Annotated in this window: 27 protein-coding genes, 1 tRNA gene and 1 pseudogene; 25 read left to right on the plus strand and 4 right to left on the minus strand. The window is 60.1% G+C overall.

The window, feature by feature from the left end:
* The first annotated feature begins 274 nt into the window (after positions 1–274).
* The 7 genes from DY251_RS18500 (at position 275) to DY251_RS18525 (ending at position 3,770) form a co-directional block, all read left to right on the plus strand.
* Positions 275–568 (plus strand): DUF5983 family protein, encoded by a 294-nt coding sequence (locus tag DY251_RS18500; RefSeq protein WP_116625403.1) that lies wholly within the window; start codon positions 275–277, stop codon positions 566–568.
* 149 nt (positions 569–717) lie between these two features.
* The gene (locus DY251_RS18505) at positions 718–1,452 is read left to right on the plus strand and encodes a hypothetical protein (protein WP_116625404.1); all 735 of its coding nucleotides are present in this window, start codon (positions 718–720) and stop codon (positions 1,450–1,452) included.
* Entirely contained in the window at positions 1,445–1,780 is a 336-nt protein-coding gene (locus DY251_RS18510; RefSeq protein ID WP_116625405.1) for a hypothetical protein, read from the plus strand. Before DY251_RS18505 ends, DY251_RS18510 begins: the two co-directional genes overlap by 8 nt.
* 66 nt (positions 1,781–1,846) lie before the next feature.
* Positions 1,847–2,242, plus strand: a complete 396-nt coding sequence (locus DY251_RS18515) for a hypothetical protein (protein WP_116625406.1) — start codon at positions 1,847–1,849, stop codon at positions 2,240–2,242.
* A 167-nt stretch (positions 2,243–2,409) separates the two neighbouring features.
* Positions 2,410–2,625, plus strand: a complete 216-nt coding sequence (locus DY251_RS21335; RefSeq protein WP_147307459.1) for a hypothetical protein — start codon at positions 2,410–2,412, stop codon at positions 2,623–2,625.
* 246 nt (positions 2,626–2,871) lie between these two features.
* Positions 2,872–3,195: a hypothetical protein gene (locus DY251_RS18520; RefSeq protein WP_116625407.1), complete on the plus strand. Its 324-nt coding sequence runs from the start codon at positions 2,872–2,874 to the stop codon at positions 3,193–3,195.
* 389 nt (positions 3,196–3,584) lie between these two features.
* Positions 3,585–3,770, plus strand: coding sequence for a hypothetical protein (locus tag DY251_RS18525; RefSeq protein WP_116625408.1), 186 nt, complete (start codon positions 3,585–3,587; stop codon positions 3,768–3,770).
* Between the two features lie 61 nt (positions 3,771–3,831).
* Here DY251_RS18525 and DY251_RS21820 read toward each other — a convergent pair whose 3' ends face one another.
* Positions 3,832–4,698 (minus strand): transposase, encoded by an 867-nt coding sequence (locus DY251_RS21820; protein WP_245416030.1) that lies wholly within the window; start codon positions 4,696–4,698, stop codon positions 3,832–3,834.
* Between the two features lie 168 nt (positions 4,699–4,866).
* Here DY251_RS21820 and DY251_RS18535 point away from each other — a divergent pair, with 168 nt between their 5' ends.
* The 11 genes from DY251_RS18535 to DY251_RS18585 all read left to right on the plus strand — a co-directional run bounded on the left by DY251_RS18535 (position 4,867) and on the right by DY251_RS18585 (position 15,710).
* Positions 4,867–9,327, plus strand: a complete 4,461-nt coding sequence (locus DY251_RS18535) for a strawberry notch family protein (RefSeq protein WP_116625409.1) — start codon at positions 4,867–4,869, stop codon at positions 9,325–9,327.
* 13 nt (positions 9,328–9,340) lie between these two features.
* Positions 9,341–10,390 (plus strand): DUF7146 domain-containing protein, encoded by a 1,050-nt coding sequence (locus DY251_RS18540; RefSeq protein WP_116625410.1) that lies wholly within the window; start codon positions 9,341–9,343, stop codon positions 10,388–10,390.
* A gap of 263 nt (positions 10,391–10,653) precedes the next feature.
* Positions 10,654–11,595 carry a DUF2493 domain-containing protein gene (locus DY251_RS18545; protein ID WP_116625459.1) on the plus strand — a complete coding sequence of 314 codons (942 nt, stop codon included), beginning with the start codon at positions 10,654–10,656 and terminating at the stop codon, positions 11,593–11,595.
* A gap of 122 nt (positions 11,596–11,717) precedes the next feature.
* The gene (locus DY251_RS18550; RefSeq protein WP_116625411.1) at positions 11,718–11,999 is read left to right on the plus strand and encodes a hypothetical protein; all 282 of its coding nucleotides are present in this window, start codon (positions 11,718–11,720) and stop codon (positions 11,997–11,999) included.
* Positions 11,996–13,006, plus strand: a complete 1,011-nt coding sequence (locus DY251_RS18555; RefSeq protein WP_116625412.1) for a Fic/DOC family protein — start codon at positions 11,996–11,998, stop codon at positions 13,004–13,006. Before DY251_RS18550 ends, DY251_RS18555 begins: the two co-directional genes overlap by 4 nt.
* A gap of 72 nt (positions 13,007–13,078) precedes the next feature.
* Positions 13,079–13,339 (plus strand): hypothetical protein, encoded by a 261-nt coding sequence (locus tag DY251_RS18560; RefSeq protein WP_147307460.1) that lies wholly within the window; start codon positions 13,079–13,081, stop codon positions 13,337–13,339.
* A 266-nt stretch (positions 13,340–13,605) separates the two neighbouring features.
* Positions 13,606–14,136, plus strand: a complete 531-nt coding sequence (locus DY251_RS18565; protein WP_116625414.1) for a hypothetical protein — start codon at positions 13,606–13,608, stop codon at positions 14,134–14,136.
* 63 nt (positions 14,137–14,199) lie between these two features.
* Positions 14,200–14,275: transfer RNA gene (locus DY251_RS18570), tRNA-Cys, on the plus strand.
* Positions 14,276–14,654: 379 nt separating this feature from the next.
* A complete protein-coding gene (locus tag DY251_RS21340; RefSeq protein WP_147307461.1) occupies positions 14,655–14,924 on the plus strand; it encodes a hypothetical protein in 270 nt (89 codons plus the stop codon).
* Between the two features lie 69 nt (positions 14,925–14,993).
* Positions 14,994–15,317 (plus strand): DUF736 domain-containing protein, encoded by a 324-nt coding sequence (locus tag DY251_RS18580; protein ID WP_116625416.1) that lies wholly within the window; start codon positions 14,994–14,996, stop codon positions 15,315–15,317.
* 63 nt (positions 15,318–15,380) lie between these two features.
* On the plus strand, positions 15,381–15,710 hold the full coding sequence (locus DY251_RS18585) for a DUF736 family protein (protein ID WP_158553280.1): 330 nt from the start codon (positions 15,381–15,383) through the stop codon (positions 15,708–15,710).
* 108 nt (positions 15,711–15,818) lie between these two features.
* Here the strand turns inward: DY251_RS18585 and DY251_RS18590 are convergent, their stop codons facing one another.
* On the minus strand, positions 15,819–16,079 hold the full coding sequence (locus tag DY251_RS18590; protein WP_116625418.1) for a WGR domain-containing protein: 261 nt from the start codon (positions 16,077–16,079) through the stop codon (positions 15,819–15,821).
* A gap of 532 nt (positions 16,080–16,611) precedes the next feature.
* On the opposite strand from DY251_RS18590, the gene DY251_RS21670 reads away from it, so the two are divergent.
* The 7 genes from DY251_RS21670 (at position 16,612) to DY251_RS18620 (ending at position 22,819) form a co-directional block, all read left to right on the plus strand.
* Positions 16,612–16,785 (plus strand): hypothetical protein, encoded by a 174-nt coding sequence (locus tag DY251_RS21670; protein WP_199498877.1) that lies wholly within the window; start codon positions 16,612–16,614, stop codon positions 16,783–16,785.
* Between the two features lie 175 nt (positions 16,786–16,960).
* Positions 16,961–17,503, plus strand: a complete 543-nt coding sequence (locus tag DY251_RS18595) for a hypothetical protein (protein ID WP_116625419.1) — start codon at positions 16,961–16,963, stop codon at positions 17,501–17,503.
* A gap of 1,016 nt (positions 17,504–18,519) precedes the next feature.
* Positions 18,520–19,272, plus strand: a complete 753-nt coding sequence (locus DY251_RS18600; RefSeq protein ID WP_116625420.1) for a ParA family protein — start codon at positions 18,520–18,522, stop codon at positions 19,270–19,272.
* A 2-nt stretch (positions 19,273–19,274) separates the two neighbouring features.
* Positions 19,275–19,697, plus strand: a complete 423-nt coding sequence (locus DY251_RS18605) for a hypothetical protein (protein ID WP_116625421.1) — start codon at positions 19,275–19,277, stop codon at positions 19,695–19,697.
* Position 19,698: 1 nt separating this feature from the next.
* Positions 19,699–20,094 carry a hypothetical protein gene (locus DY251_RS18610; protein ID WP_116625422.1) on the plus strand — a complete coding sequence of 132 codons (396 nt, stop codon included), beginning with the start codon at positions 19,699–19,701 and terminating at the stop codon, positions 20,092–20,094.
* Positions 20,060–22,093 carry a hypothetical protein gene (locus tag DY251_RS18615; protein ID WP_116625423.1) on the plus strand — a complete coding sequence of 678 codons (2,034 nt, stop codon included), beginning with the start codon at positions 20,060–20,062 and terminating at the stop codon, positions 22,091–22,093. The genes DY251_RS18610 and DY251_RS18615 overlap by 35 nt, the downstream gene beginning before the upstream one ends.
* A gap of 330 nt (positions 22,094–22,423) precedes the next feature.
* The gene (locus tag DY251_RS18620; RefSeq protein WP_147307462.1) at positions 22,424–22,819 is read left to right on the plus strand and encodes a hypothetical protein; all 396 of its coding nucleotides are present in this window, start codon (positions 22,424–22,426) and stop codon (positions 22,817–22,819) included.
* Positions 22,820–23,370: 551 nt separating this feature from the next.
* Here DY251_RS18620 and DY251_RS18625 read toward each other — a convergent pair.
* Entirely contained in the window at positions 23,371–23,631 is a 261-nt protein-coding gene (locus tag DY251_RS18625; RefSeq protein ID WP_116625425.1) for a hypothetical protein, read from the minus strand.
* Positions 23,631–23,926, minus strand: a pseudogene (locus DY251_RS18630) (SOS response-associated peptidase family protein); the annotation flags it as partial. The pseudogene DY251_RS18630 and the gene DY251_RS18625, both read right to left, overlap by 1 nt.
* Positions 23,927–23,932: the final 6 nt, after the last annotated feature.

The raw sequence follows: 23,932 nt of genomic DNA on the forward strand, positions 1-23,932 counted from the left end.
CCTCCCGCTACAGGCGCACCTGGCATGTAGCGTGTCCCATGACGCCCAGAGGAAGAGAAGGGCCGCAGGGACCTGCGGTTGGGGCGAAGCCGTAGAGTTCCCCTGCGTCTCGGAGCAGGTTTTCGTTTCACTGCCGCCGAAGCAGCTCTGGTCTGAGCTTACAGCTCTCTATCGCGCGGATTGGCACCACGCGATTCAACCGCCTTCACCGATCACAATGCCCACCGGCCTCCCAACCGGTGGGCATTTCCACGTCATTAGGTAAGGACACGTCATGACATCCTATGAAACGCGCAGATTCGTCGTCGTCTCCACCGCCCATGTCTCGGAGGCGACAGCCAAATCTCTAGACGACCAACCAAACTCCAAATGGCCATGCCTCGGCGGACCCTATGGAGAATATGCATGGTTCGTCTATGCCCATGATGAGAACAGTGCTCCCGAAAACGACGCTATTCCGGATGACCTCTTCGAGGTCATGACGTGGGCCCGGCGACAAGGGTTCGCGTACATCCTTCTCGATTGCGACGCCGACGAAGTCGATGGGCTGCCCGTCCATCGGTCGTAGCACCACGTATTAAGCGCAGAGACCGATACGACGATGTCCCCGGTCGAAATCCACTTCGCCGCCCACATCGAATTCTAGGTCCACGCGGCCGCACACGCGGGTAAAGCGCGGGACCTCGCTCTGCGACTGATTCATCGAAGGAACACATAATGGCCAGCAAAGCACTGTTTGCCGCTTTCGTCTTCGACGAAGCGCCCTACGCACAAGGATCCGGCTCCCTCGACCATCACGTCCTCGACAGGGACCGGTCTCAATCGTCCTTCGCCGACCACCCCGGCATTTCGAGCCCAGTCATCTGGGACGACGTCGAAGATCTCATACTGGAACATCGCGAGCACGAACCCGTCACCGTCAATTATCTAATCCAGCGAACGGCGACGCCCAGGAAGCACTTCGTGTTCACCCCGCAGACATGTCCTTCGAACCATTGGAATGAAGGGGATGACGTCTGCGCTGACTGCGGTACGGCCCTCAACTCAGCTACCGATCCGACGTCTCAGGATAACCCCGCATCCGTTACGGCGCGACCCTTTCAAGCCCAACAATCGCCCGCCGCGCACGATGCGGTCGACAACCCCAACGATACCGTTGATGCCCTCATAAAGGCCGAACGCTTCATCTCAGGCTTCGAGGACAATGATACGCAGGAAGGCATTGCCGACATTCTCGCCGGCCTTCGCACTGCGATTCGCAGTGACCGACGTCGCCCCGATTTGCTCGAAACGTTAATGGGTTTGCGCGCCGCCGCAATGGGTTTCCGTTACAACGTCTACAATCGCGAACCGCGTCTGTCGCTCAGCGATGAGGGCGTGAACACGCTGAGCGTCGCCCTTCACAACGCAGAACGTATCATAGCAGGAATTGAGGAGTGGGCCGATGACTGACCTTTCCGGAGATCTGACCGCGGGCCACTATCTTGCATCGGGAACCGTCCACACAGGCCGCCGTAACCTGTTCTCGCTGCAACCGGGATGCGAGCACCATATCGGTACGCTGATCAGTGGATCACGTACCCGGCTTCAACGGTTCGATGAAGACTGCGACAAGATTGTCCGTGGTCTCGCGATGCTCGACACCAATGATGAAATGCTGGCAGCGTTGACCGCACTGGAGGCCTTGCCCGTTAACAAGTCCTGGTCTGACGCAGAGGTCGCAGCTCGAGACCTCGCACGCGCCGTGATCGCGCGGGTCGAGCGACGCATTTACCGGTAAATCCCATTCTTTCGATCCACGCTGACGGAGCAAACCCGAAGGTCGAAGACCATGGAGACAATCGAAATGGACCCTGAACAGTGGGACCGACTGAAGGCTGCAATCGGCGATGTTCTCTATGGAAAGTTGGTCGTGAGAACTGGGCACGGCCCTTTCGACGGTGGTTGCGTCATCGTCGCCCGAGCCTTGCAAAGGGCAGTTGGCGGTGAGCTCGTCGTCTTGACGGGAGCATGCGGTCATGCCGAACACGCTGCCCTGTTTCTCAACGATATGCTCATCGACTTCGACGGCCCCCTTGAACCGCCTGCGTTCATCCATCGTTTCAATGCCAACGAGTCCGCATCGGCTTTCGAGTTCCGCCCGATCACGAGTAACGACCTCACCGAGGCATGCGTTGATGCTGAACTCGAGGAAAGTTTTGCCGCACTGATTGTCGCGTCGCTCGCTAGGCTCAGCAGATAGCTGGCAAGCCTCCAAAGCTCTTCGGCCTCCTGTCTGCGAACAGCGTCAGCGACCCATTCACATGGCATCCGCCTACGACGGATTCGGCCCGCGTTGCGACCAATCCAGGTCCCGACCGCGGTTGTCGAACTGGCGTCTTCAACACTGTTCAAAGGAGGAACAGCAACATGTCCACGTTACAGAGAACCCACCTCATCACGATACGCCTGCGGGTCGACAAACCGATCACCGCCAACCAAGCGCGTTTTGCCGCCTGGAACGCTATCCACGACCTCGATCTCTATGGTGCCGGAACGGCGGTAGAGCCGTGGGCGAAGGGCAAAGTCCTCGTGTCACTCCGCCCGCCAAGAAAACCAGACCATACCAAAAACAAGCCAAGCTGATCGCCGAGCGTCCTCTCGCGCTCGATCCTGAAGGAGCGACAATCATGAAAAACAACATACCGGATATCCCACAATCGTTGTGGTGCTCACCTGCGTTTGGTTCCCTTCAGACCAGCCCGATCTGTTCGGCCGCTCGCGCTGATCACAGCGGCGTAGATCGAAACCGCCTTTCTTTCCATTTTCCGAAAGCAACTCGCCCACGCCTGCCTTCGCAAGCTGATCGCGTGCAAACCGAGGAAGTCCCCTATGTTCGAAACTAACAGCCTCGATCCAATGCGACTTGGCCGTCTGAATGCGGCTCTCGACAAACAATATCGTTTCAACGGGAAGGTTCGATCAATACGGGACCACATTGTAGAACTTGCGAAGGACGGTCCGCTTGATCTGTCCGAAAGCGACGGAATGATCGACTACTCGCGGAGCCATTTCAATCGAATGTCCTCCCAAAAGGAACAGGACGCTTATATCGCTCGCCTAAAGGCCAAGCGGTACTTCTATGTGAACGGATGGGTGGTCCCCAAACTGGTCTACGATGCCATCCAACGCAGAACCGAACAGCCTGCCATCTAGACCTGATCTCGACGGAAAAGAAGGCTCCGGCTGCACGTCGTCGCGCCACCGATCTCTCTTTCGCGACCGCCACGATAGGCGTCGCCTAATGAGAACTTCAGAACGCGATCGGTTCATTCGATAGACGACCACACCGCGACTGGTCTCTTCCACGAACCAGAATATCAGCAATGGCAGCACGACGCGATCGGCCAAGGACGCGACGCGCGACCCTCTATGGATCCCGCGTGCACAGATACGCAAGCGGCAACTCCTTGCCCTCATAGATCGCGTCGACAGCAATACCAAGGCCGGAACGCAATGAAGGCTAACCCCGGCAACCAGCCTCAGGCCAAACCTGACGAAATCAACAATCCAGTCCGGCTGCCTGGAGCTGTGAGGAGGATCACATGACATACGTGACCAAAGAACAGCGCAAAGCTATCCATCACAAATGGAACCAGGACAACCAGGGACTGTCGTATCGTTCCTTCCGCAAACTCGCCGTTCCCGTCTTTGCCGGCGATGGAGCCATTGCCGTACCATGGTGCGGAATGTGGCTGTGCGTGGAGACCGATGGCTACACGCACAGCTGACAGGCTGCTGATGCAATTCTACGCCTGTCGCTTCGCCCCTGCCGATAAAGACGATGACTATTCAAATGCCGAGCTTGCGTTTCAGTTCGGCATTCTCCTTACGCAGATGCTCTGCCAGGCGCTTCTTCAGTTCCTTGTTCTCTGCCTCAAGCGCGACCAAATCCTTCAGGTCGTCGCTCTCCTCCCCGGGTGGTGCCGCTTTCACCCAATGATAGTAGGTCTGTTCCGAGATCTTCACCTCTGCCACGGCGCTCCTCACGCTCGATCCGCCCGCGATCAACTTTCTGATCTGCGCAATCTTTTCCGCACGCTCTTTCCCCGAATAGGTTCTGCGCTTGCCTGGAGCCACTACGGGCTCGGACTCAACAGCCTTGGATACCGCTTTGGGGGTCCGCTTCACAGGTTCTGGTTTTGCCTTCTTCACCCGAGGCGTTTTCGCCCTCGATTTGGGCGCCTCCACGGCTACAGGAGTTTGCACGTCGACCTTCGCTAGTCCTGCTTCCTGAGGATTGGCCATGGACTGTTCTCCCTCTGGTATTTGCTCTTCAACAACATCCGTGGATGGTGCGACGGAGTCAACAGACTGCATATTGTGCAGTTCTCCAGCCTCGGCCGCTACTTCGGCAACCGCTCGCGATAGATCAACGCCGCTCCAGATCGAGCGTGCCCTGTCCTGAAATCCACGCTTGCGTTTGACTTCGACTATCACTGGTCGGGTCTGTGGTTTCATAATTCCTTCCTTGACCGGAATGACCTGAAACGTGGCACCTGTATAGCTGGTTACGCGGCCGCCGCCACCACGAACAATAGATCGAAGCGGCTTTCCAGATTTATTCTGGTGCAGCACCGGCGATCCGACTTGTCGGCAGTTTTGCTTCGCCTCTGGCGAGATGCTCAGTATCCAAGAGATTTCAGCCAGTAAAGCCAACGAACGTGCGCACTAAAACTAGCCTGCGAGCAGCCACAAGACCGACAGCGGAGCTGATCCAGCGTGTAGGTCGCAGAGGGAGAGAGGGGCCCGGAAGGGGTTCGGCCTGCCGGGTTTAGAGAGCGCCCAGGCGTGCCGCTCCTTTCCCCGCTCTCGACAGGATTTTCCATGAACATCGCTTCTTCGTCGGCCGCCATCGACGCCGCCGCGCCGCACGTTTCACCCGGCCGTGCCGACCAGATCTGCCGAGCCGCACAGGATCTCCTCCCACTCCTCGAACGCGGTCATGCCATCGGTGCTACGGAGCTGCGCGCCAGCATGACCAATGCCTGCGGCGGTAGTGACGCCGAGGGCTTATGGACATGGAAAGACGCCTATGAGGCGACCGAGGCAGCACAGATCCTGTTCCTGCGCAAATTTGGCAAGGCGATCGCCGGCGGCCAAAACCTGCCTCACTCTGCACTCGACATGATCATCAAGGTCGCAGCGCTGGTGCCGACCCACACCCGCCGCTCCCAGGAAAGCCAGTCCCTGCAGCAATTTTCCACGCCGATGCCGCTTGCCTGGATTACCGCGCTTGCTGCCCGGCTCATGGCCGACGATGTCGTATTGGAGCCGTCCGCGGGCACGGGACTGATGGCGATCTGGGCAGAACTCGCCCGCACCCGGCTCTTTCTCAACGAATACGCGCCGGTCCGCAACGGCATCCTCACACATCTCTTCGAGCGCGTTACAGTGTCTCGGCATGACGCAGCCCACATTGATGACTACCTGGATCGGTCGATCCGGCCGACGGTTGTGATCATGAATCCGCCCTTCTCGGCCGGCGTAAATGTCGAGGGTATTGTCACCGACGCTGCATGGCGCCATCTCCAGTCCGCCTTCGCGCGCCTGGCTCCCGGCGGCCGGCTGGTGACCATCACCGGCTCCAGCCTCTCTCCCGACAATCCGAAATGGCGCGATGGCTTCATGCGCTTGCAGGAGCAGGGCACGGTGCTGTTCAGCGCGGGTATTTCCGGTTCCTTGTATGCCCGCCATGGCACAACGACGGAAACGTGCCTGACCGTCATCGAAAAGATCCCCGCCGGCGATCCAAAAAAGCTGATCGCATCGAAGGATATCGCGTCCGACCTTGATACCTTGCTCGATTGGGTGATGGACCTGCCACCACGCTCACCCTCCACGGCGGGAAATTCCATCGGCGCTCTCTCGAACGGCATCCTGCGCGATGTCGCGGCCAAGATGGCCGCACGAAAGGCTGCCGACCCGATGCGTCCGGCCGCCATAGCGCGACCGCCCCATCAGTTTCGTACAGCGCAGAACAGGATACGACCGAGGGCCATTGCCTTCACCAATGGCGACGCCGTAGAGCTGGACTACGACCTTCGCGACACAAAACCCGTATCCACCGTTCCGGCAGCGGATGGTATCTATGAGCCATACCAGCTTCAATCCATCCGTATTCCCGACGCCAAACCGCATCCGGACAAGCTGGTCGAGTCGATCGCAATGGCCTCTGTTGCGCCGCCGAAGCCAAACTATCGGCCGTATCTGCCAAAACACATTGTCACCAGCGGCGCACTCTCGGATGCACAGCTCGAAAGCGTCATTTGTGCCGGCGAAGCCCACTCCGGTTATTTGTCCGGCTACTGGAAGGTCGATGCTTCTTTCGACAACCTGACGGCGACCGAGCCGGACGGGGAAGGCGCTGTTCAATATCGCCGCGGCTGGTATCTCGGCGACGGAACCGGCGCTGGCAAAGGCCGACAGGCCGCCGGAATCATCCTCGATAACTGGCTGAAGGGCCGGCGACGCCATGTCTGGATCTCCAGATCGGACAAACTGATCGAGGACGCCCAACGCGACTGGAGCGCCCTCGGGCAGGAAAAGCTCCTTATCACGCCGCTGTCGCGATTCCGGCAGGGAAGGCCGATCCAGCTTGCTGAAGGCATCCTCTTCACGACCTTCGCAACGCTTCGGACGGACGAGCGCGTAGGCAAGCGGTCCCGCGTCCAACAGATCGTCGACTGGCTCTGCGAAGGCGAGGACGGCGTCGGAATCTCACCCGACGAGTCACGCGCTTTCGACGGGGTCATCATCTTCGATGAAGGGCATGCCATGGCCAATGCCGCCGGCGGCAAAACCGATCGCGGCGACAAGGCGGCATCGCAACAGGGCAGGGCGGGCCTGCGCCTGCAGCGCGCGCTGCCCGATGCGCGTGTCGTCTACGTTTCGGCAACCGGCGCTTCTGAAGTCGAATCCCTTGCCTATGCAGAGCGTCTTGGCCTCTGGGGCAGTGGCGATTTTCCATTCGCCACGCGCTCGGAATTCGTCGCCGCGATCGAAGACGGCGGCGTTGCCGCCATGGAAATGCTTGCCCGCGATCTGAAGGCGATGGGCCTTTATGCCTCACGCTCGCTGTCCTTCGAAGGCGTCGAATACGATATCCTCGAACATGAGCTGACCGAAGAGCAGGTTCGTACCTATGACGCTTATGCAGAGGCGTTTCAGGTGATCCATACCCACCTCGATGCGGCGATGGAGGCCGCGGGTATCACCAGCGCGGGCGGCACCCTCAACAAGAACGCCAAGGCAGCGGCGCGCTCGGCTTTCGAAAGCTCGAAGCAACGCTTCTTCAACCACACTCTCACCAGCATGAAGACCCCAAGCCTGATTGCGACCACGCGTAAAGATCTCGATGAAGGACATGCCGCGGTCATCCAGATTGTCTCCACAGGCGAAGCAATTACCGAGCGCCGGTTGGCCGAGATCCCGACGGAGGAATGGAACGACATCCAGGTCGACGTGACGCCAAGAGAGCTTGTCGCCAACTACCTGATGCATTCGTTCCCGACGCAGCTGTTCGAAGAGTTTTCCGACGATGACGGCAATCTTTGCTCGCGTCCAGTCTATGACGCAGAAGGCAATCCCGTTATCTGCCGCGAAGCCGAACGCCGGCGTGACGAACTCATGGAACGGCTGGGCAGCCTCCCGGCGATCCCGACCGCACTCGACCAGATCGTTCAGACCTTTGGGGCGGACCGTATCGCCGAGATCACCGGCCGATCACGCCGCATCGTGCGTCACGACGACGGCGGGACGATTGCGCGCTTCGCCGTCGAAAGCCGTCCGGCGAGCGCGAATCTGGACGAGACCCGCGCGTTCATGGATGACGAGAAGCAGATCCTTATCTTTTCGGAAGCCGGAGGCACCGGACGATCCTACCACGCGGATCTTGGCTGCAAGAACCAGCGCCCACGCCTGCACAACCTTCTCGAGGCGGGCTGGCGCGCCGATGTGGCAATCCAGGGCCTTGGTCGCAGCCATCGAACAAACCAGGCACAGCCACCACGCTTCCGCATGCTGGCGACCAACGTCAAGGCGGAACGCCGCTTTCTGTCCACGATCGCACGCCGCCTCGACACGCTCGGCGCCATCACGCGTGGCCAGCGGCAGACCGGTGGCCAGAACATGTTCCGCTCCGAGGACAATCTCGAATCTCAATATGCCCGTGATGCGCTCAGGCAGTTCTATGGTGTTCTCTACGCCGGCAAGATCGAAGGCTGCTCTCTGGACCACTTCGAAAGCATCACCGGACTGTCACTGCTCTCGGAGGAGGGCGGACTGAAGGACGAACTGCCGCCAATCCAAACCTTCCTCAACAGAATGCTGGCACTGACGATCCGTATGCAGAACCTCTTGTTCGAAGCGTTCGAGCAATTGCTCGCCGCCCGCATCGAAGGGGCGATCGCGGCCGGAATTTATGACAAGGGACTCGAGACGCTATCGGCCGACAGCATGACGGTCAAAGATCGCAAGCTCATACATACCCATCCGGTTACAGGTGCGCAGTCACATCTGCTTACTATCAACCGTATGGATCGCAACAAGCCGATGACGCTGGCCGACGTCCGAAGGATTGCAGAGTGCGACCCGCGTGCGAAGTTCATGGCAAACGCCAAATCGCACCGCGCCGCACTGATGATCCCGACTAGATCGATCATGCATGAAGACGGAACCGTCGTCCCACGCGTCGCACTGATCCGTCCCATGGATGAGATCCGCTTCGAGGTGAAGCATCTCGCAGAAACGAATTGGGAAGAAGCGGACGAACGCGTCTTCGCGACATCGTGGGACGCCGAGGTCGCCTCTGTTCCAGAATTCTCGACCTCGACGATGCATATCGTCTCCGGGCTGCTTCTGCCGATCTGGAAGTTGCTGCCGCAGGATTTCTGCCGTGTCTATCGCCTGCGAACCGATGCCGGCGAAGGCATTATCGGCCGGCTGATCGCACCTTCCGGCCTGACCCGGTTGTGCCGAAATTTCGGCATCGACCAGACCGAAGTCGTCAGCGCCCAACAGGCGTGGAATTCGGTGCTCGACGGCACATCCGTCATCAGCCTCGCCGGCGATATGACGCTGCGCCGTGTCCGCGTCATGAATGACCATCGCGTCGAATTGATCGGATTCTCCGACGGCATGCGCGACTGGCTGAAATCCATCGGCCTGTTTTCCGAAATGATCAGCTGGAAGCTTCGCTTCTTCGTGCCGGTCACCGACGACGGCTCGGCAATCCTGAAGAAGCTGATGCATCGCCATCGCCTGCTCGCCGTCGAAAGCCGGCAGTGAAGAGGCGTATGCCATGCTGTCCGCCTCGCAACTGGCGGACCGTCTTGCGGAACACGCAGAGGCGGTCTGCCGCCATTATCTTTCCGCCGGCCACATCGCCGGCAATTACTGGATTGTCGGCGATGTCACCAACAGCAGGGGCCGCTCGCTCTATGTCCACCTGAAAGGTCCGCGAAAGGGCCGCTGGGCGGATGCGGCCACAGACCAGTTCGGGGATCTGCTCGACCTTGTCCGGGAGTCCTGCAGACTGGTTGAGTTTCGCGATGTCGCCGACGAGGCGCGCCGCTTCCTCAACGAACCACATCCGGAGCCGGCATCGGGCTCCGACGACAGTCCCCGCTATCAGGCCGAGGGCAGACCCGCGGCCGAGCGGGCCCGACGTCTGCTGCGCATGACGCAGCCGATCGCCGGCACGCTGGCCGAGCGGTATCTTGTCCAGCGCGCGATCCTGCAGGCCGCTCGACATTCGTCGCTGCGGTTCCATCCGTCATGCTACTATCGAGATCTCAGGACTGGCCACACGACCAGCTATCCGGCGCTCATCGCTGCCGTCACCGATGCTGCCGGCACGATCACCGGCGTCCATCGCACTTACCTTGAATGCTCAGCGCTCGATCCGCGCACCGTCGGCAAGGCCGCGGTTGAAACACCACGCCGCGCGCTGGGTGGCCTTCTCGGCAACGCCGTGCGCTTCGACTTCCCGTTCGACCGCCCCGTACCGGTCCTGATCGCCGGCGAAGGACTCGAAAGCATGCTGTCGCTAACCGAGATGCTGCCGGCCATGCCGGCGGTTTCAGCGTTGGCCGCCAATCACCTCGCGGCCTTTCGCCTGGCCGACGGCTGCCAGCGCCTCTACATTGCTGCCGACGCCGACGCCGCCGGCCGCCACGGCATTCGAGCCTTGAGTCGACGCGCGCAGGCGCTCGGGATCGTGCCGCTCGTCCTCACGCCCGAACTTGGCGATTTCAACGAGGATCTCCGCCGGCTGGGAGCCGCACGGCTTCGAGAGCATCTGCGGGTACAGCTCGCCCCGCAAGACGCGCGGGCCTTCCTCTCCTCGTAATCCGGTCGCTCCGGCCACGCTTGCTGCCGCTGGGGCGGCGCGGAGAAGGGCGCGGTTGCGGCCAGCTTCCGCCCGCTGCGCCGCGCCCGCGGGCCTGCCGGGAGGCGATCCTTACCGCGCTGCGGCCGGGGCAGGCAACGGCAAGCCGTCCGGCGCTTCGCTGGGCCGCGGCGCAAGGGCGCCGCGGTGCCGGCCCGACCGCCTCACGGTGTGGATCGCCGTCAGGCCGCGAGAGGCGCGGCCCAAACAGGACGGAGACCGACATGAACCTTTCGCTTCCTCCCGACGACGCCTTCGAGCCGCACCACGAATCGTCGCCGACCGACCGCTTCATCTACGAGATGCAGCTCTACGGCCATCGACCCTTGCAGGACGAGCCAGATCCCCGGCCGCTTCCCGAAGAGCCGGCAGTCCAGTCGGCATTGACCGCGATGTTCGACGCCATGTTCGAGATGCTCGGCGATACGCGGCTCGAGCCTGATCTCGAAGACCTGCTGTGGTCTACGGTCAATCTCTTCCACCGCGCCGGCGAGCGGATCCAGCGCGAGCTTCAGCGCAACGAGGACGCGCAGCGCCGAGGCCAGTCCGAACAGGATGGCAGCGAGGTCAAGAGCGTCGAGCTAGAACGCCACGTCGCCGAAGGCATCACGCTCCTCGAGCGCCGCAACGCCTTCGAGTTCATGCGCGACTATGCGGCGGACCTGTTCGAGGCGCAGACCGGATCGGCCTGGCGTCCGCGGACCGGCTCGAAAGTCAGCCACGCCAACATGACCGCGGCGATGATCGACAGTCGCGATTTCCTGTCCGCCCGGCGTCGCGCCGAAACCGAGATCATGATCCCCGCCGGCACCAAGATCGGCTTCGGCGGCGGCATCGACTACAACGACCATGAGGCCGTCTGGGATGCGCTCGACCGGGCTCACGAAAAGTTCCCGGACATGGTGCTCCTGCATGGTGACTCGCCCAGAGGCGCCGAGCGCATCGCAAGATGCTGGGCGGACACGCGCCACGTCACACAAATCGGCTTCCGTCCCAACTGGAACAAGCACGCCAAGGCGGCCCCGTTCCGCCGAAACGACGAACTGCTCTCGGTGATGCCGAGCGGGGTGATCATCTTCCCCGGTTCAGGGATCACCGGCAACCTCGCGGACAAGGCACGCCGCTTCGGTATCCCTGTCTGGCGGTTTCCGGAGAATGGCGCATAAGCGCCATTTTCCTCTCATGCGTTATGTTGGAAAGGGTGCTCGCCATGACCACGCATCGACTGTCCCCACTGGAAAATCGAGCTCGAAATCGCTATATTCGTGCCCCCAGGAGGACCTTGGATATGGCCACCATTCCTGCAATCGTCGAAACCGGCGCGCATGTAGAAGCTGTCATGAACGCGTTCCTGTCGACTGGCAATGCGGACGTGTTCACGCGCCATATCGAGGCCATGTCCGACGAGGACACGCGTTCAAGCCGCGCCATCATGCGCGGATCCGAAAACGAATTGACGCCAATGGACGAGTTCCTGTCCATGGCGTTGCAGCGCGATATCATCACGATCGATGACGTCGTCCACTACGCGCACCGTTACAGCGACAGCCTCAAGACCGCCGCCGCATGAGCGGCGACGATCCATACTGCTATCCCGGAACAGACGTCCTTCGTAACCGCCTCGGGGTCACAGACCCCGTCGCTCATGAGCGCGTCGAACGTGCCGTCACCAGCGCGGCACTGGTCGATCTTGCCAAGGACCCCGTGAGCGGCGATTACGACGCGCGTCATTTTCTTGAGATCAATCGACGCGTCTTCGGCCGCTTCTACGAATGGGCCGGGCAGCACCGATCCTACGATCTCGAAAAACCCGAGGTCGCCTTGGGCGGCAAATCCGTCGAGTACGGCGATCATAAAACGATCGATGCCGATCTCGACCGCGAAATGAGTGCGCTGTCCAGATTCCAATGGGACGACAGAGACAAGCTCACATCGGCGTCTAAATTCGCCAGCCACATCACCGCGATCTGGAAGATCCATCCATTCCGTGAGGGCAATACACGCACCGTCGGCGCGCTCATACGCCAGTTCTCGAAGGATCGCGGCTTCGAACTCGATCACGATACGTTTTGGGAGCGCGCGGCAGAAACCCGCGATGCACTCGCCAAGGCCACCATCGGCCAGCCCAAAGACCTGATCAAGACGATCCTCACCGCTCATCAGATCGGCAGGGACCGAAACCATCCGGACCTCGGCCGCATCACCTCGCAAACTGCGCACGTCTTGCGCTTCATGAACAAGCCGGAAATCAGCTTTCCGAAGCAGGGCGAAAAGGTCTCCGGTCAGGTCCTCGACGTCTCCTACGGCACCGTCCTGATCGGCAACGGGCGTTTCGTTCAGGCTGTCTCCGACAGAAATTTCGCGGAGCGTCCCACCGCGAATATGCGGGTAGGAACGCTTATCAGGCACGCCCTTGAGCCTGTCGCGAAGTCCAAACTTCTCGAACTCGACCGCTCAGTCCCTGACAGGTCCGATATCCGCTCCGGTGTGAAGCGCGCCACCGGTGAAGGGCGCAACAGCCCCGCCCGCATCGTTCTGACTCCGCCCAAATCGGACGACCGCGGTCGCGACCGCTGATCCCGGCATTTGCGTTTTTGCACGAGCACCATATTCTTCCGCTTAACGCCTGCCACAGCCGGAGGTGCCTTCATGCCCTTGATCTTTGATCCCCGAGACTTGCTCTTCGGTATTCCGACGAACGTCTTTTATTTCGTCGCCCTTACCAGCTTCATTCCCTTCATCCTGATCGAGACCGCCGCCATCGGGACCTGGCTGCTCCTTTTTCTCTTCGGCTATGCGACAGTGCGACACCGCATGGACGTCGCCCCTGCGGAAATCCAGACCTTCGAAGCGTTGCTCGGACCCGACATGCTCGATCCCCGAGGTTTGCGGTTTAAAAAGAAGCCATAGAGCGGAGAGCCCCTCAGATCGAAGCTTGTCGCTCTGCACGATTGGCCCGCTCCCCACGCTATCGTGGTCGAATTGCACATAATCTCCTGACCGGAGGGTGGTGTTCCGCCCACCTGACATCATGACCTGTGCGGTGGTTGACGTTCAATCGCGGTACCCCGCGCGGCGACGCCGCGCGTAGCGGTTGCGCCGAATGCGCTCTGCCTCGCTGGAGGGAGAGGGCGGTTGCGGAGAGTGGCGCTTGCTGAAAGGAAAGGAGAGCCACAATGGCGATGATATTTATCTGTGGATCATGCGATATAGTCGAATTGCCGCCCCCGGCGATCGAGCGCATCTGCGCAATCGTCTCTGCCGAGCACGGCGTGTTGATCGGAGACGCGCACGGCGTCGACGCCGAAGCGCAAGGCCTGCTTGCAGGCTATCGCTATGAGCACGTCGGCGTGTTTCACTCCGGTAAAGAGCCCCGCAACAACCTTGGCGACTGGGCCGCCTACCATGTCCCGCCGTCGGAAAGTGCGCAGGGCTATTCTGCCGAGGCGGCCAAGGACATGGAAATGGCCCGCCGCGCGGACTTTGGGCTGATGATCTGGGACGGCGCTTCGCCCGAGACCGCGCTGAACGTGTTGCGCCTCGCCATTATTGGTTCGCCCTGCGTTGTCTACGACGTTTCCCGCGGCACCGCCGGCACGGTGTACGATCCTGCTGGCTGGCAGGCGATGATCAGACACGGGGACGACGACGTCCGTCAACAGATCGAGGCGCTCATGACGCCCGATGAGCGGATGGCGGTTCAGTAGCATGCCGCATCTGCGCGCAGATTTCAGAAATGCTTAGCTGCGGCGACTCAGTTTCTCAAGCACGGCCTCGTAGCGGAATGACCACGCGGAGAACTGCAAATCCTCATATCCCTGGTTCGACTCCAGGGCGAGGCCTCCAGGCCCAGCGCAAAATCAATCGCGGCATTCCCGACAAGTCCGGCCACAACGCTCATTGCCGACACTTGTCCCGGGCGAATTGCCTTCGTCACTTCCTTTCCGGTGGCCGATAAGACCGGCGCGCGAGCAGCCGGTCCCGGTCAGCCCGAAACCGACCCTCCAGACGATCGTCCAGCGTGAGTTCTACATGCACGGAGCAGCACCAGGTTGCCGACAAGAAGCCTCCCTTCGAAGGCGGTTCATGCCGGAAGGAACGTTTGCGCGGCTCAGCCAGACGGAGCAGCGTTCCAACAGCTGCGCCAGGATCCCGTCCCGTAGTGATCTCGGCAACGGGTGGTTTCGCAGAGTTGGGTTGTGGCCGGACGAGAGACGATGCGGCATTGAGCAAGGGCGGCAGCGACGCCTGCGACACGCCGGCATCACGGAAGCAGCCGGGCGATGGCGGCCGGTGCTGCTTTCAGTTGTCGCAACGGAGCCAATTCCCGTTCCATGTCGCCTTTGTAGATGCCCGCCTGCCTAATGCGGTCAACCCCTTTGGGGTTCACTCGATGAAAATTCAGAAAAATTCGATTTTGGTTCTTGGTGGCGGGCACTGCGTGCCCGCTGATTTTTTGGATAATAGAATTTTTGCAGAATTTGCACCGAGATGACCGCGGCAGGACGGTCCCCTTCTTTGGCGCCATCGGGAATTGGTCCCGATCCAACAAAGGAGAACTACAATGGCCACCACGATCGCACAGCTCACCGAGAAGTCCGATGGCTCGATGGAAGGCGTCTTCGCCACGCTCCGCGTCAACGCCCCGATCACCGTCCTGCCGAACACCAACAAGTCCCGCGACGACGCCCCCGACTTCCGCGTCATCAACAAGCGCACTGGGTTCGAGATCGGAGCCGGTTGGAACCGCATCTCCCAGCGCTCCGGCAAGGAAAACGTCTCCTTCAAGCTCGAAGCCCCCGAGATCGGCGTTGTCTATGGCAACCTCGCCCCCGCTCCCGGCGGTGAAGACAACAAGAAGGTCATCCTCTGGAACGACCCGGAGTAATCCGGAATGGGCCGGCCCCACACGGGGCCGGCCTTTTCTTTTCCCAACCGAAGGAGCATTGCGATGACCGTCCACCTGATAGATATGCTGCTTGGCGGTTGCCTCGACCCCGACCTCGACCTGCAGCTAGCGTCCATACTGCCAATGGCCTTGCGGCGCGTCGAACCGACCGACGCCTACGCACCCGACTACCGGATCGACGCCGGCGGCCTCGTCAACCTCGGCTACGGCTGGAGCAAGGTCGCTTCGAAATCGGGCATCCCTTATGTCTCCATCATCATCGAACATCCCATCGGCAGGCAAATTTCGGGCGTGGCGTGGGAAGCGCCCGATCAGGCTGGACGGTGGCATGCACAATTCCAGTCGCTGGTGACGGTCACACTGCATTCCTGATCTCGATCCGCAACACACGCAGGCCGGCCCGCCTCTGGCGGCCGGCCTGCACGTGTTCGATGTCATGATCGTTCTACGACGTCACTCACAAGTCGTCGATCTGCAAGACTATGCTGTGCGCGCATGATACAGGACCCTGTATCCTCGCGAGCGCCTGACGCGCAACAGATCGAGGAACAGGATAACCGCGTCCCTCTCACTCTCAAAATGATGCACCTTTTTTTGGCCGGTCGAACCGATCCGCCCCCAGCAGCGCGTCACGCATGGCGTTCCGAACAACGTCGTTTCGATCGCCAGCACGTAGAAACGCGCCATGTTCTTCTCCGGATCTGTGCGTTCGACATAGAGACGATAGGGCTGGACAAGCATAAGCGGGACATTGGTCCCCTTCAGGTTTCACGTCCAACGAGACTTGTGAATCGATCCTGCCCGTCCGATTCATGCGGATGATGAATCGGTGACAAAATTGTCAGGCTGAGTCGGGCGAGCCGGCCTCCGGCCGACCGGGCTCTATTCGCTTCGCTCACGGAACCCGCTTCGCGGTTTCCGCCTTCGGTAACGATCCCATCTCGCAATGCCCCGGGAACCGGATCGACCGGTTCCCGTCGCAACGAGGGGATGCCCCTCGCGCTCCCCCGCCGGCTGGTCGCCGGATATCGACACGCGCGCGGACCGCGCGCGTGATTACTCTCTCTCAATGACGTCCCAGTCTATCGGACCTCCTCGCGTGTCAAGGATGAGCGGTTTCCCCCAATTTTGCCGGCCTGCGGCCGCGTCCCTGCGGGCCGTTCGCAAAATCGGTTCCCCCACTCCCCGCCTCCGGCGGCCGCTTCGCGGTCCCTGACCCGCTCGTCGATAAACGATGAATGCCTGTCGTCATCGATCAGAGGAGACGACCGACATGACCACCATGGACGAGATCATCGAACTGCGCGCCGAACTCCGGCACTGCTATTTCACCAAGAAGGAGCGCATCGCCGCCAAAGCCCAACTGGCTGCGCTGATCGCAAAGGCGCAGGCTGAGGATGAGCATTTTGCGCGCTACATCGACATCTTCCTCACGGATATCGAATGAGAAGCAAGAGGAAGGGTGCTGCGCGCCCTTCCTCCCCACGCCTCGAACAGCTTCACCATCAGGATAATGTGCCCACCCTCGGAAGGCTCTGTTCCCCGAGGACCCGAACGCGATCCCTTTCCCCCTCGTCCGCCGATGCGGACCTTTGCCATCAGAAACGAAAAAGGAGGCGTCTATGCCTGACTTCGAATATTTGGACCTCTATGCAAAGTTCGCGGGTTTCAGAATTCTCGCCCTCGCGAACCGCCTCTCCTGCGATGACGAGTTCAGCCGCCGCGCCCATGACAAGCTCGTGGTCGAACTCGACGAACTCATTCGCGTGACACGGCGTATCCTTGCTGCCGAACATACACTCGCATCCGATCCCGATGCGAACCGAGAAGACCTCGGCGAAACGATCTGGTGCGCGGAGCAGGAACTCACCTGCTATCAGGAGGCTTGCGACGGAATCGACCTCATCGACAACCACATCTTCATCGACTGGGAAACAAAGGAGTGGCACGACCTCCGCACAGGTCACTGGTATTCATTGCACGATTTTGATCCGCCACGGATTAAGATCGGCGACGACCGGCTGAACGGCCTTTGCAAGATCATCGCCGACATCGCCGCAGAGACCGGCATACGCTTCAATGCCTACGCCAACGAATCCTCATTCCCGCATGAGGAGGAAGACGTAGACCCGGAGTGCTACGAGGACCTGCAAGGCCACGATTGAGAGTGCGGCCAAGAATCGACAGGCGGCGCACGCTGCCTGTCGATTTCAATCCTATAAACGCTTCAGCACACTTCCGCGATGACGCGCAGTGGCAGGCCGCCGCGCATCGAGCACGCCGGCCTGCCCTGGGGGGAGAGACTAACCGCCTCTCCCCCCAAGACCCCCCACTCCTTTCGGACTGCTTCGCAGCCGGCCTTTCGGGCCGGTAGAAGGACGCTGCCGCGACTTCGCCAATGCAGCCGGGCAGTTCGCTCGGCGTCAGCCTGCGCAGCTGACGCCTTCGCTCCTGCCCTGGCGGCGCGCTCACGCCTCGATGGACGCTGCAGCTTCGCAGCCAAGCGCTACGCTTTTGGCTGCTCGCCGTGACGCTATCTCGGCGTTCGCTTCGGACTTTTCATGAGTAGGCGGGTTTGCCCGCGCCGTGAATCGCTGTCACTCCTCGCCCTTCGGCCGCGTTGCGACCGAAGGCTCCGTCGGACATCGGCCAATAATCGAGCCGCGATCTGCAAGCAGTCTCGCGGCTCGATTATTGGCGACGGCGCAGGCTAACCCGCCTACTCATGAAAATGGCAGGATAGGCTATCTGTATACAGATAGCCGTTGCACCCGGCGGGTGCTTCGTCGCTCCGCTCCCCGTAGATGTTGATTTGCTGCTTATCGAGATCATCTCGAAGGGCGCAGCCGTGCCGAAATCTGCGATTGCGTGATTGTGGGAATCCGCGACTGCGCGATTAACGCATTGCGCATATGCGTCATTGCGACAATCCGCGTTTGTGTCATTCCGCCAATATGCGTTCGCCGCATTTCGGTAAATGCCGGTTCACGCAATGCGTGATTGTGCGATCGTCGGATTGCGGCGTTGCGCGATTGCGCTGCCTGCGGAATCCGCTCTTGCGCGATGGCGTCAATGCTGGCATGAGTAAGGCTGAAATTATACTATCGTATAAGTTAAAAACTGGCACCTGCGCCGTTTCATCGTCGCCACGGTCCCAAATACAAAGTGGGCTCATTGTCCGATGACCATCACACCGAAGCAGCCGGCTGTCTCGCTCGCTCTCTCCACTTTCAAGGGTGGCGCAGGCAAAACGGCGTTGAGCATCAACCTAGGCGCCGAGTTTGGCAGCCAGGGTAACAAGACCCTCATCATCGATTGCGACCTGCAGCAATCCTCCTATCGTTGGTACATGACGTCAAAGGCGCGCAAGCTGATCACGGATACGGACAACCTCGAAGTTGTCTCTGTTTCCCCAGAGCAGAACCTTCAAGACTGCCTGGCGCTAGCCCCACCTGCCGATATTCACATTTACGATGTCAGTGGCTATGCGCACGACCGTGCCGTTGAAGTCTTCAAGCGCGTGCATGCGGTTGTAATCCCCGTCATCCTCGAGCCAACCAGCGCGACCCAAGCCATCAATATTTCCCGCTTGCTGAACGAGATCGCAGTCTCGCGTGGCGCGCCTGTGACGCCACATGCGGCGATTTGGAACCATGTCGATCACATCGCCTTGAGAAGCAACCGTGCCATTCCCGAAGTGACCAAGATTCTCTCAAGCGGCAACGTTCCGCTCTTTGAAACGGTCATTCGCAAAACCAACCATTTCAGCGACGTTGTCGCTGGCTTTGGCACGCTCTACACCAAGCTCCGCGCCATCGACGCCAATGCCAACATGGCGCCATCCGCCAAGAGGCGCGCCCGAGAGAGCGTTCTCGATGCGATCGATCAGATCAAGGGTCTGAATAACGAATTCATCTCGCTCATCGGAGCATAAACATGGGAAAGGTCCCCAAAGAGCGCATCGAGGTCGGCACCAGCATCGTTCAGATCGCCAGGATAAAACCTCCGGCAGAGCCAGACGATCCAGCGGTCGCATTCATGCCGACACCGGTGTCACTTGCCCAACTGACCTCGGCCTCGCCTGCAAATTCCGGCACGATGAAGACCAGGCATCCCGCCGATGGGGAGCCTGAACAACAACCGCCGCTACCGGTTGCGCGCTCTCGACCGAAGCCTTCAACGCCCGCTGCGCCGGTTGCACGAAACAAATCAAAATCCCCCGACTATGCGCGCGTCAACTTGCAGCTCCATAACGATGTGGTAACGCGCCTCTTCATCATTGGGCGATCGCGTGGCAAGCGGTACACGACGCTGATCGAGGAATACATCCTCGCCGGCCTTGAGCGCGACAAGGGATGACATGGCCAGCGTTCCGGTCATGTTTCGGCTGCCTGCCCAACTGTCGGATCAATTGGCAGCGCTTGCTCAGCGCGTCGAAAGCAGCCCTGGTCTGATCGCGCGCCTTATCGTCACGCGCGATCTCACCGAAACAGCCGCCATGCTCGAAACCCATGATGAGAAGCTTGAGCACATCTTCCTGATAATCAAGGATATCGCGCAGGTCCACCGGGATCTTATGCGCGATGAGGTCGTCTCGACCGGCCAGGACACGATCCGGGTGCTGGAAAAACTCGATGAGATTGCGCGCGCAATCGACTCTATCCGCGACGCCGCTTTTGTGCGATCTTATACGATAGTAAAAGAATTGATCGCCGCGCACGATGAGAAAGCCACGCAGGAATCCCTCCCGCTTTAAGCGTCGCCTGCCGTTCTACCACGAACTGATCGAGGATGATCGCCGTGGCGGCGGAGCAGGGGGTGGCAGTGTTGGCGGTGGACGGACCCCTCATTCTCGTCGCCCCTATAGCTCGACCAGATCACGACCTGGCCTCCATGCTGCCAGCACCGCACTGAGCCGAGCCACCGGCCACAATGCCGTCGTCGTCAAAGTGCTGTCCTATGGCGCCGGCGCAGGTTCCGCGCGCAATATTCTCGAATACCAGTCTAAGGAAGAGCGGGCGATCGACCAGGACGGCCGTGAGGTCGTCAGCATCAAGGATGCGCTCGCACAATGGGAACGAGATTTCACGACGCGCGAGGGTTCGAAGGACATTCTCTTCCTCACCTATGAACTACCGATCACTGACCGCGAAACCATTGTCAGGGCGCTCGACGATCTGGCACACGACGGTATCTTCCGGGACGGCGACACTCAACGCACCTACGCCTACAGCATTGGCCCAGGCGTGAAAGATCAGATGCGACTCAAGCTTGCCGTTGTCCTGGCTCATGAAAAATCGGACCGGGCTGACCGCACGACCGACCGACACATTCCGGCGTCGATCGAAACGGTTCGGGCAATCGATCATCGTATCGACACCCGCCTCGCGGAGCAGGGGATCGCACCAATATCCCGCTATCCCGCCAAATTTGCATCCGGCCCCAAAGGGCTCAACGCCACCCTTCACGCCATGCAGCGCCAGGACAATGCAGTCACGCTGTCGACTCGCGCACATCTGGTCGAACGCGGCAATAAAACCCCGATCTACAAACGCACAGGCGAACGCCGCTCAATCACGACAGCCGATCATAAGGAACTTACGCGAGAGGGCCGCACGGTCGGCGCCCTTCTGCAAAGCAGACAACCCCGCGACTTCATGCATCTGCTTCTTTCCGGTCCTGCAAATGTCGATCGCGCCAAGTTCATCGATGCGGCAGGTGACTTCCTCGGGACGCAATTTCATGGGCATCGATACGCCTATGCAGTCCACAATCGTCACGAGGTGACCAAACACCCGCATGTCCATGCCATCGTCAGCCTAAAAGGCCCCGGCAGGACCCGCCTCAATCCCAACATTCGCGATTTCACGGAATGGCGCGAGCGATTCGCCGACAAGGCGCGCGACCGCGGTCTGGCCATCGATCACCAGAAGCGCCTGGATCGGGCCGGTCCGCCTCCCGTCAAACGCTGGGAATGGGAGATGTTCCGCCGCATGGGCGCCTATACCCCGCCCAACGTCATGACCAAGGTCATGAAAAAGATCCGCGATACGCCGACTGCGCCAACAATACAGGCCGGCGTCGACCGCTTCAACACATCGAAGAACGCGCTCGGCCGTGTCATCGACATGCTGGACACTATCGGCAACGACCGGTCGCAGCCGAGCACGGCGCGCGAGCTCTCCAGGGATTTGACGATCGGGTTGCGGCGCGAATATCGCCGCCTCGAAGATGCCGTCTCGCACGGCGAACTGCCTTTGCACGAGAAAGGAGAAATCCATATGCTGCGCAACACACCCATCACCTCCAACCAGGCAAAAACCGCGATGGACGCGATCGCAACCTCGGCGGCCGCCGTCGCAAAAGCGATCACCAACCCCACGGAACGCGCGATTTTCGAATCCGCGACCAAGGTCATCGACAAGATCGTCAAGCTTCAGCTCGACTCTCGTGTTGCCAAGGGGAAAGAGCGGATCGACGACAGGGCCTCAAATGCAACGTCGACCAAATCGGCCGCCGGGCGCGACGCCGTACTCGAGAAGGGTGAAATCGACCGCACGTCGATCAATCGCAGCGTAGACGTTTCGCGTATCGCCCAGGCCAATCAGGGCAGGACGGTTGTCGACGATCGTCACGAGCGGGGTCGTGACCCAGCGAAAGAACGGGAAGAGGAAAAGCAGCCGGAGCGGCAGATTCCGTCCCGCGTGGTTTTGACCCCTCCGAAAGATCGCGATCGCGGCGATCGTAGCCGTTAGAGCAGGGACTTGAACTTTCGCATCCTTCGCTGGCGGATCCACACATGTCAGGATGCTCTAAACAGACGTTGACTCCAAGGGCGACCTCTTGACGCGAGAGAAGCCGTGTAACTCAATGTACTTAGAGTGCGCTTGGTTGATGCAACCCCCCGCATCGCGGACCTTACCAAGACAGGTCTATGTGCTCGGAATCGAGCAGAAGATGTAATACCCTCTGTCACTGGTCCATCGTTTCCTGTTTCCTTTCCTGCTGCGTGTGATCTATGTCACCTGCAGCAGCGGGGAAATAGCATGCACAACGGGGATGGTGGAGCGCGCGGCCAGAAGCCGTTGTCGCTCGCAGAGGTTTATGCAGTGGCATTGAGGAGGGCGGTCACCATACCTGCAAACATCTCGCCTGCCCGTGAAAAATTGGACGTTGCTGTATCTGACACGCCGGAAATGCGGGCGCTTCCTTCTACGGGTTGGAAACAGCTTTTCCTGCCCTATAGCGGGTCATTGACGATCGATGACATGCGAGAGGTATTCTCTATTGCCTTCACCGCTGCCGGCAGTCCGAAAGGGGCCGCCATGTATCGCGGGGCCGAGACCAAAAGCGGCTGGACCGTCTATTTCTCACCCACTGCCGAGAAGATCTTTGGCTCGGTCATGGTGCTCAAAGGCGCTGTTGATTGTGATCAGCCTATTGCAGGTGATGCAGCGCTGCTTTGTGGCAACGAAGAATGAATGAATGGTGCCGGCGGTTGGTAGGAAACCCGGAAGATGCGCCACACATGAGAATGCCTTTTGGGGGTTAGTTACCTGCCCGAGGCATCGGCGATCCTGAGCGCTCGAAGAGAACGGTTTTCACGTTCTCGGGCAAGCGTCGAAGATGTGAACGGATAGGTCGGCGCGTTTGGGCGGGTGGCTAATATATCCGGCGCTGATACGGCAGTTGCTGCCAACAGGTATAATCGGCGATTGCGCGTTTATATACGAGGCGGCTTTTTGGGGCTGATGCTTCGCCTATCGACTGAATTGCCGCAGCATCGCCCCCGCCTCAAGCTATTGGGCGATGATACATCGTCGCAGCCCGTCGCGTTATCGAAGCCCACGCGGCGGGCTTTTTGTGGATGCGAGTCAGAGAATCTATCTTATGGAACTAACGCATTGATATTGCTAACTTTTATTGCACTTTCTAACCTAGACGGTGCGATCAAAACAAGCGCGGCGTGCATTGTTCATCGAGAAGGCAACGAACCGCGTCATCGCCTCTTGATATCCCCGGATGTCTGACTTCACTGATCGCGCCTCTCCACCCGCCATCCACCGTCCTTGCGCTGGATCAGTCGCCAGTCGTGGGCTACGACCTGCGTGCCCTTCGCGGTGCGATACGCTGGAATGTGAAGATCCAATTGCTCGCCGTCGCGTTGCCATCGCGCGATGATGGCAATACCGTCGCCGAACTCGACCAGGCACTCCGGACCGCTGCTTCCATCAACTTCGACGGTTACACGACCGCGCGGAAAGGCATGGCTATGAGGAAAGACGAAACGCATTATCCGACCTGTTCGACCGAAAGCGATCCGGCCGGCAATGGGAGGATCAGCGATTGCGCCGGCACCGAAGGATCGAGCCAGTCGACCCACGCGTCGCGCTCCAGAATGTCGATCTGACGATCGTGGTAGGACGCGATGTCCGGACCGGGTGCTATTGTCAGCATGGTGGTAAGGCCTCGCCGGCCTCATTCGTGTCCCGCCAGATGCCGGCGATCGCGAAGATCGGCTCGCCAGCCTTAACGAACAGCCATTTGTCTTTCTGTTTCTTCGCCTTCTCGGACGGACCCGTGAACTCAGTTAT

The organism is Mesorhizobium denitrificans (assembly GCF_003403035.1).
In the GTDB taxonomy this organism is placed as follows: Bacteria; Pseudomonadota; Alphaproteobacteria; order Rhizobiales; family Rhizobiaceae; genus Mesorhizobium_G; species Mesorhizobium_G denitrificans.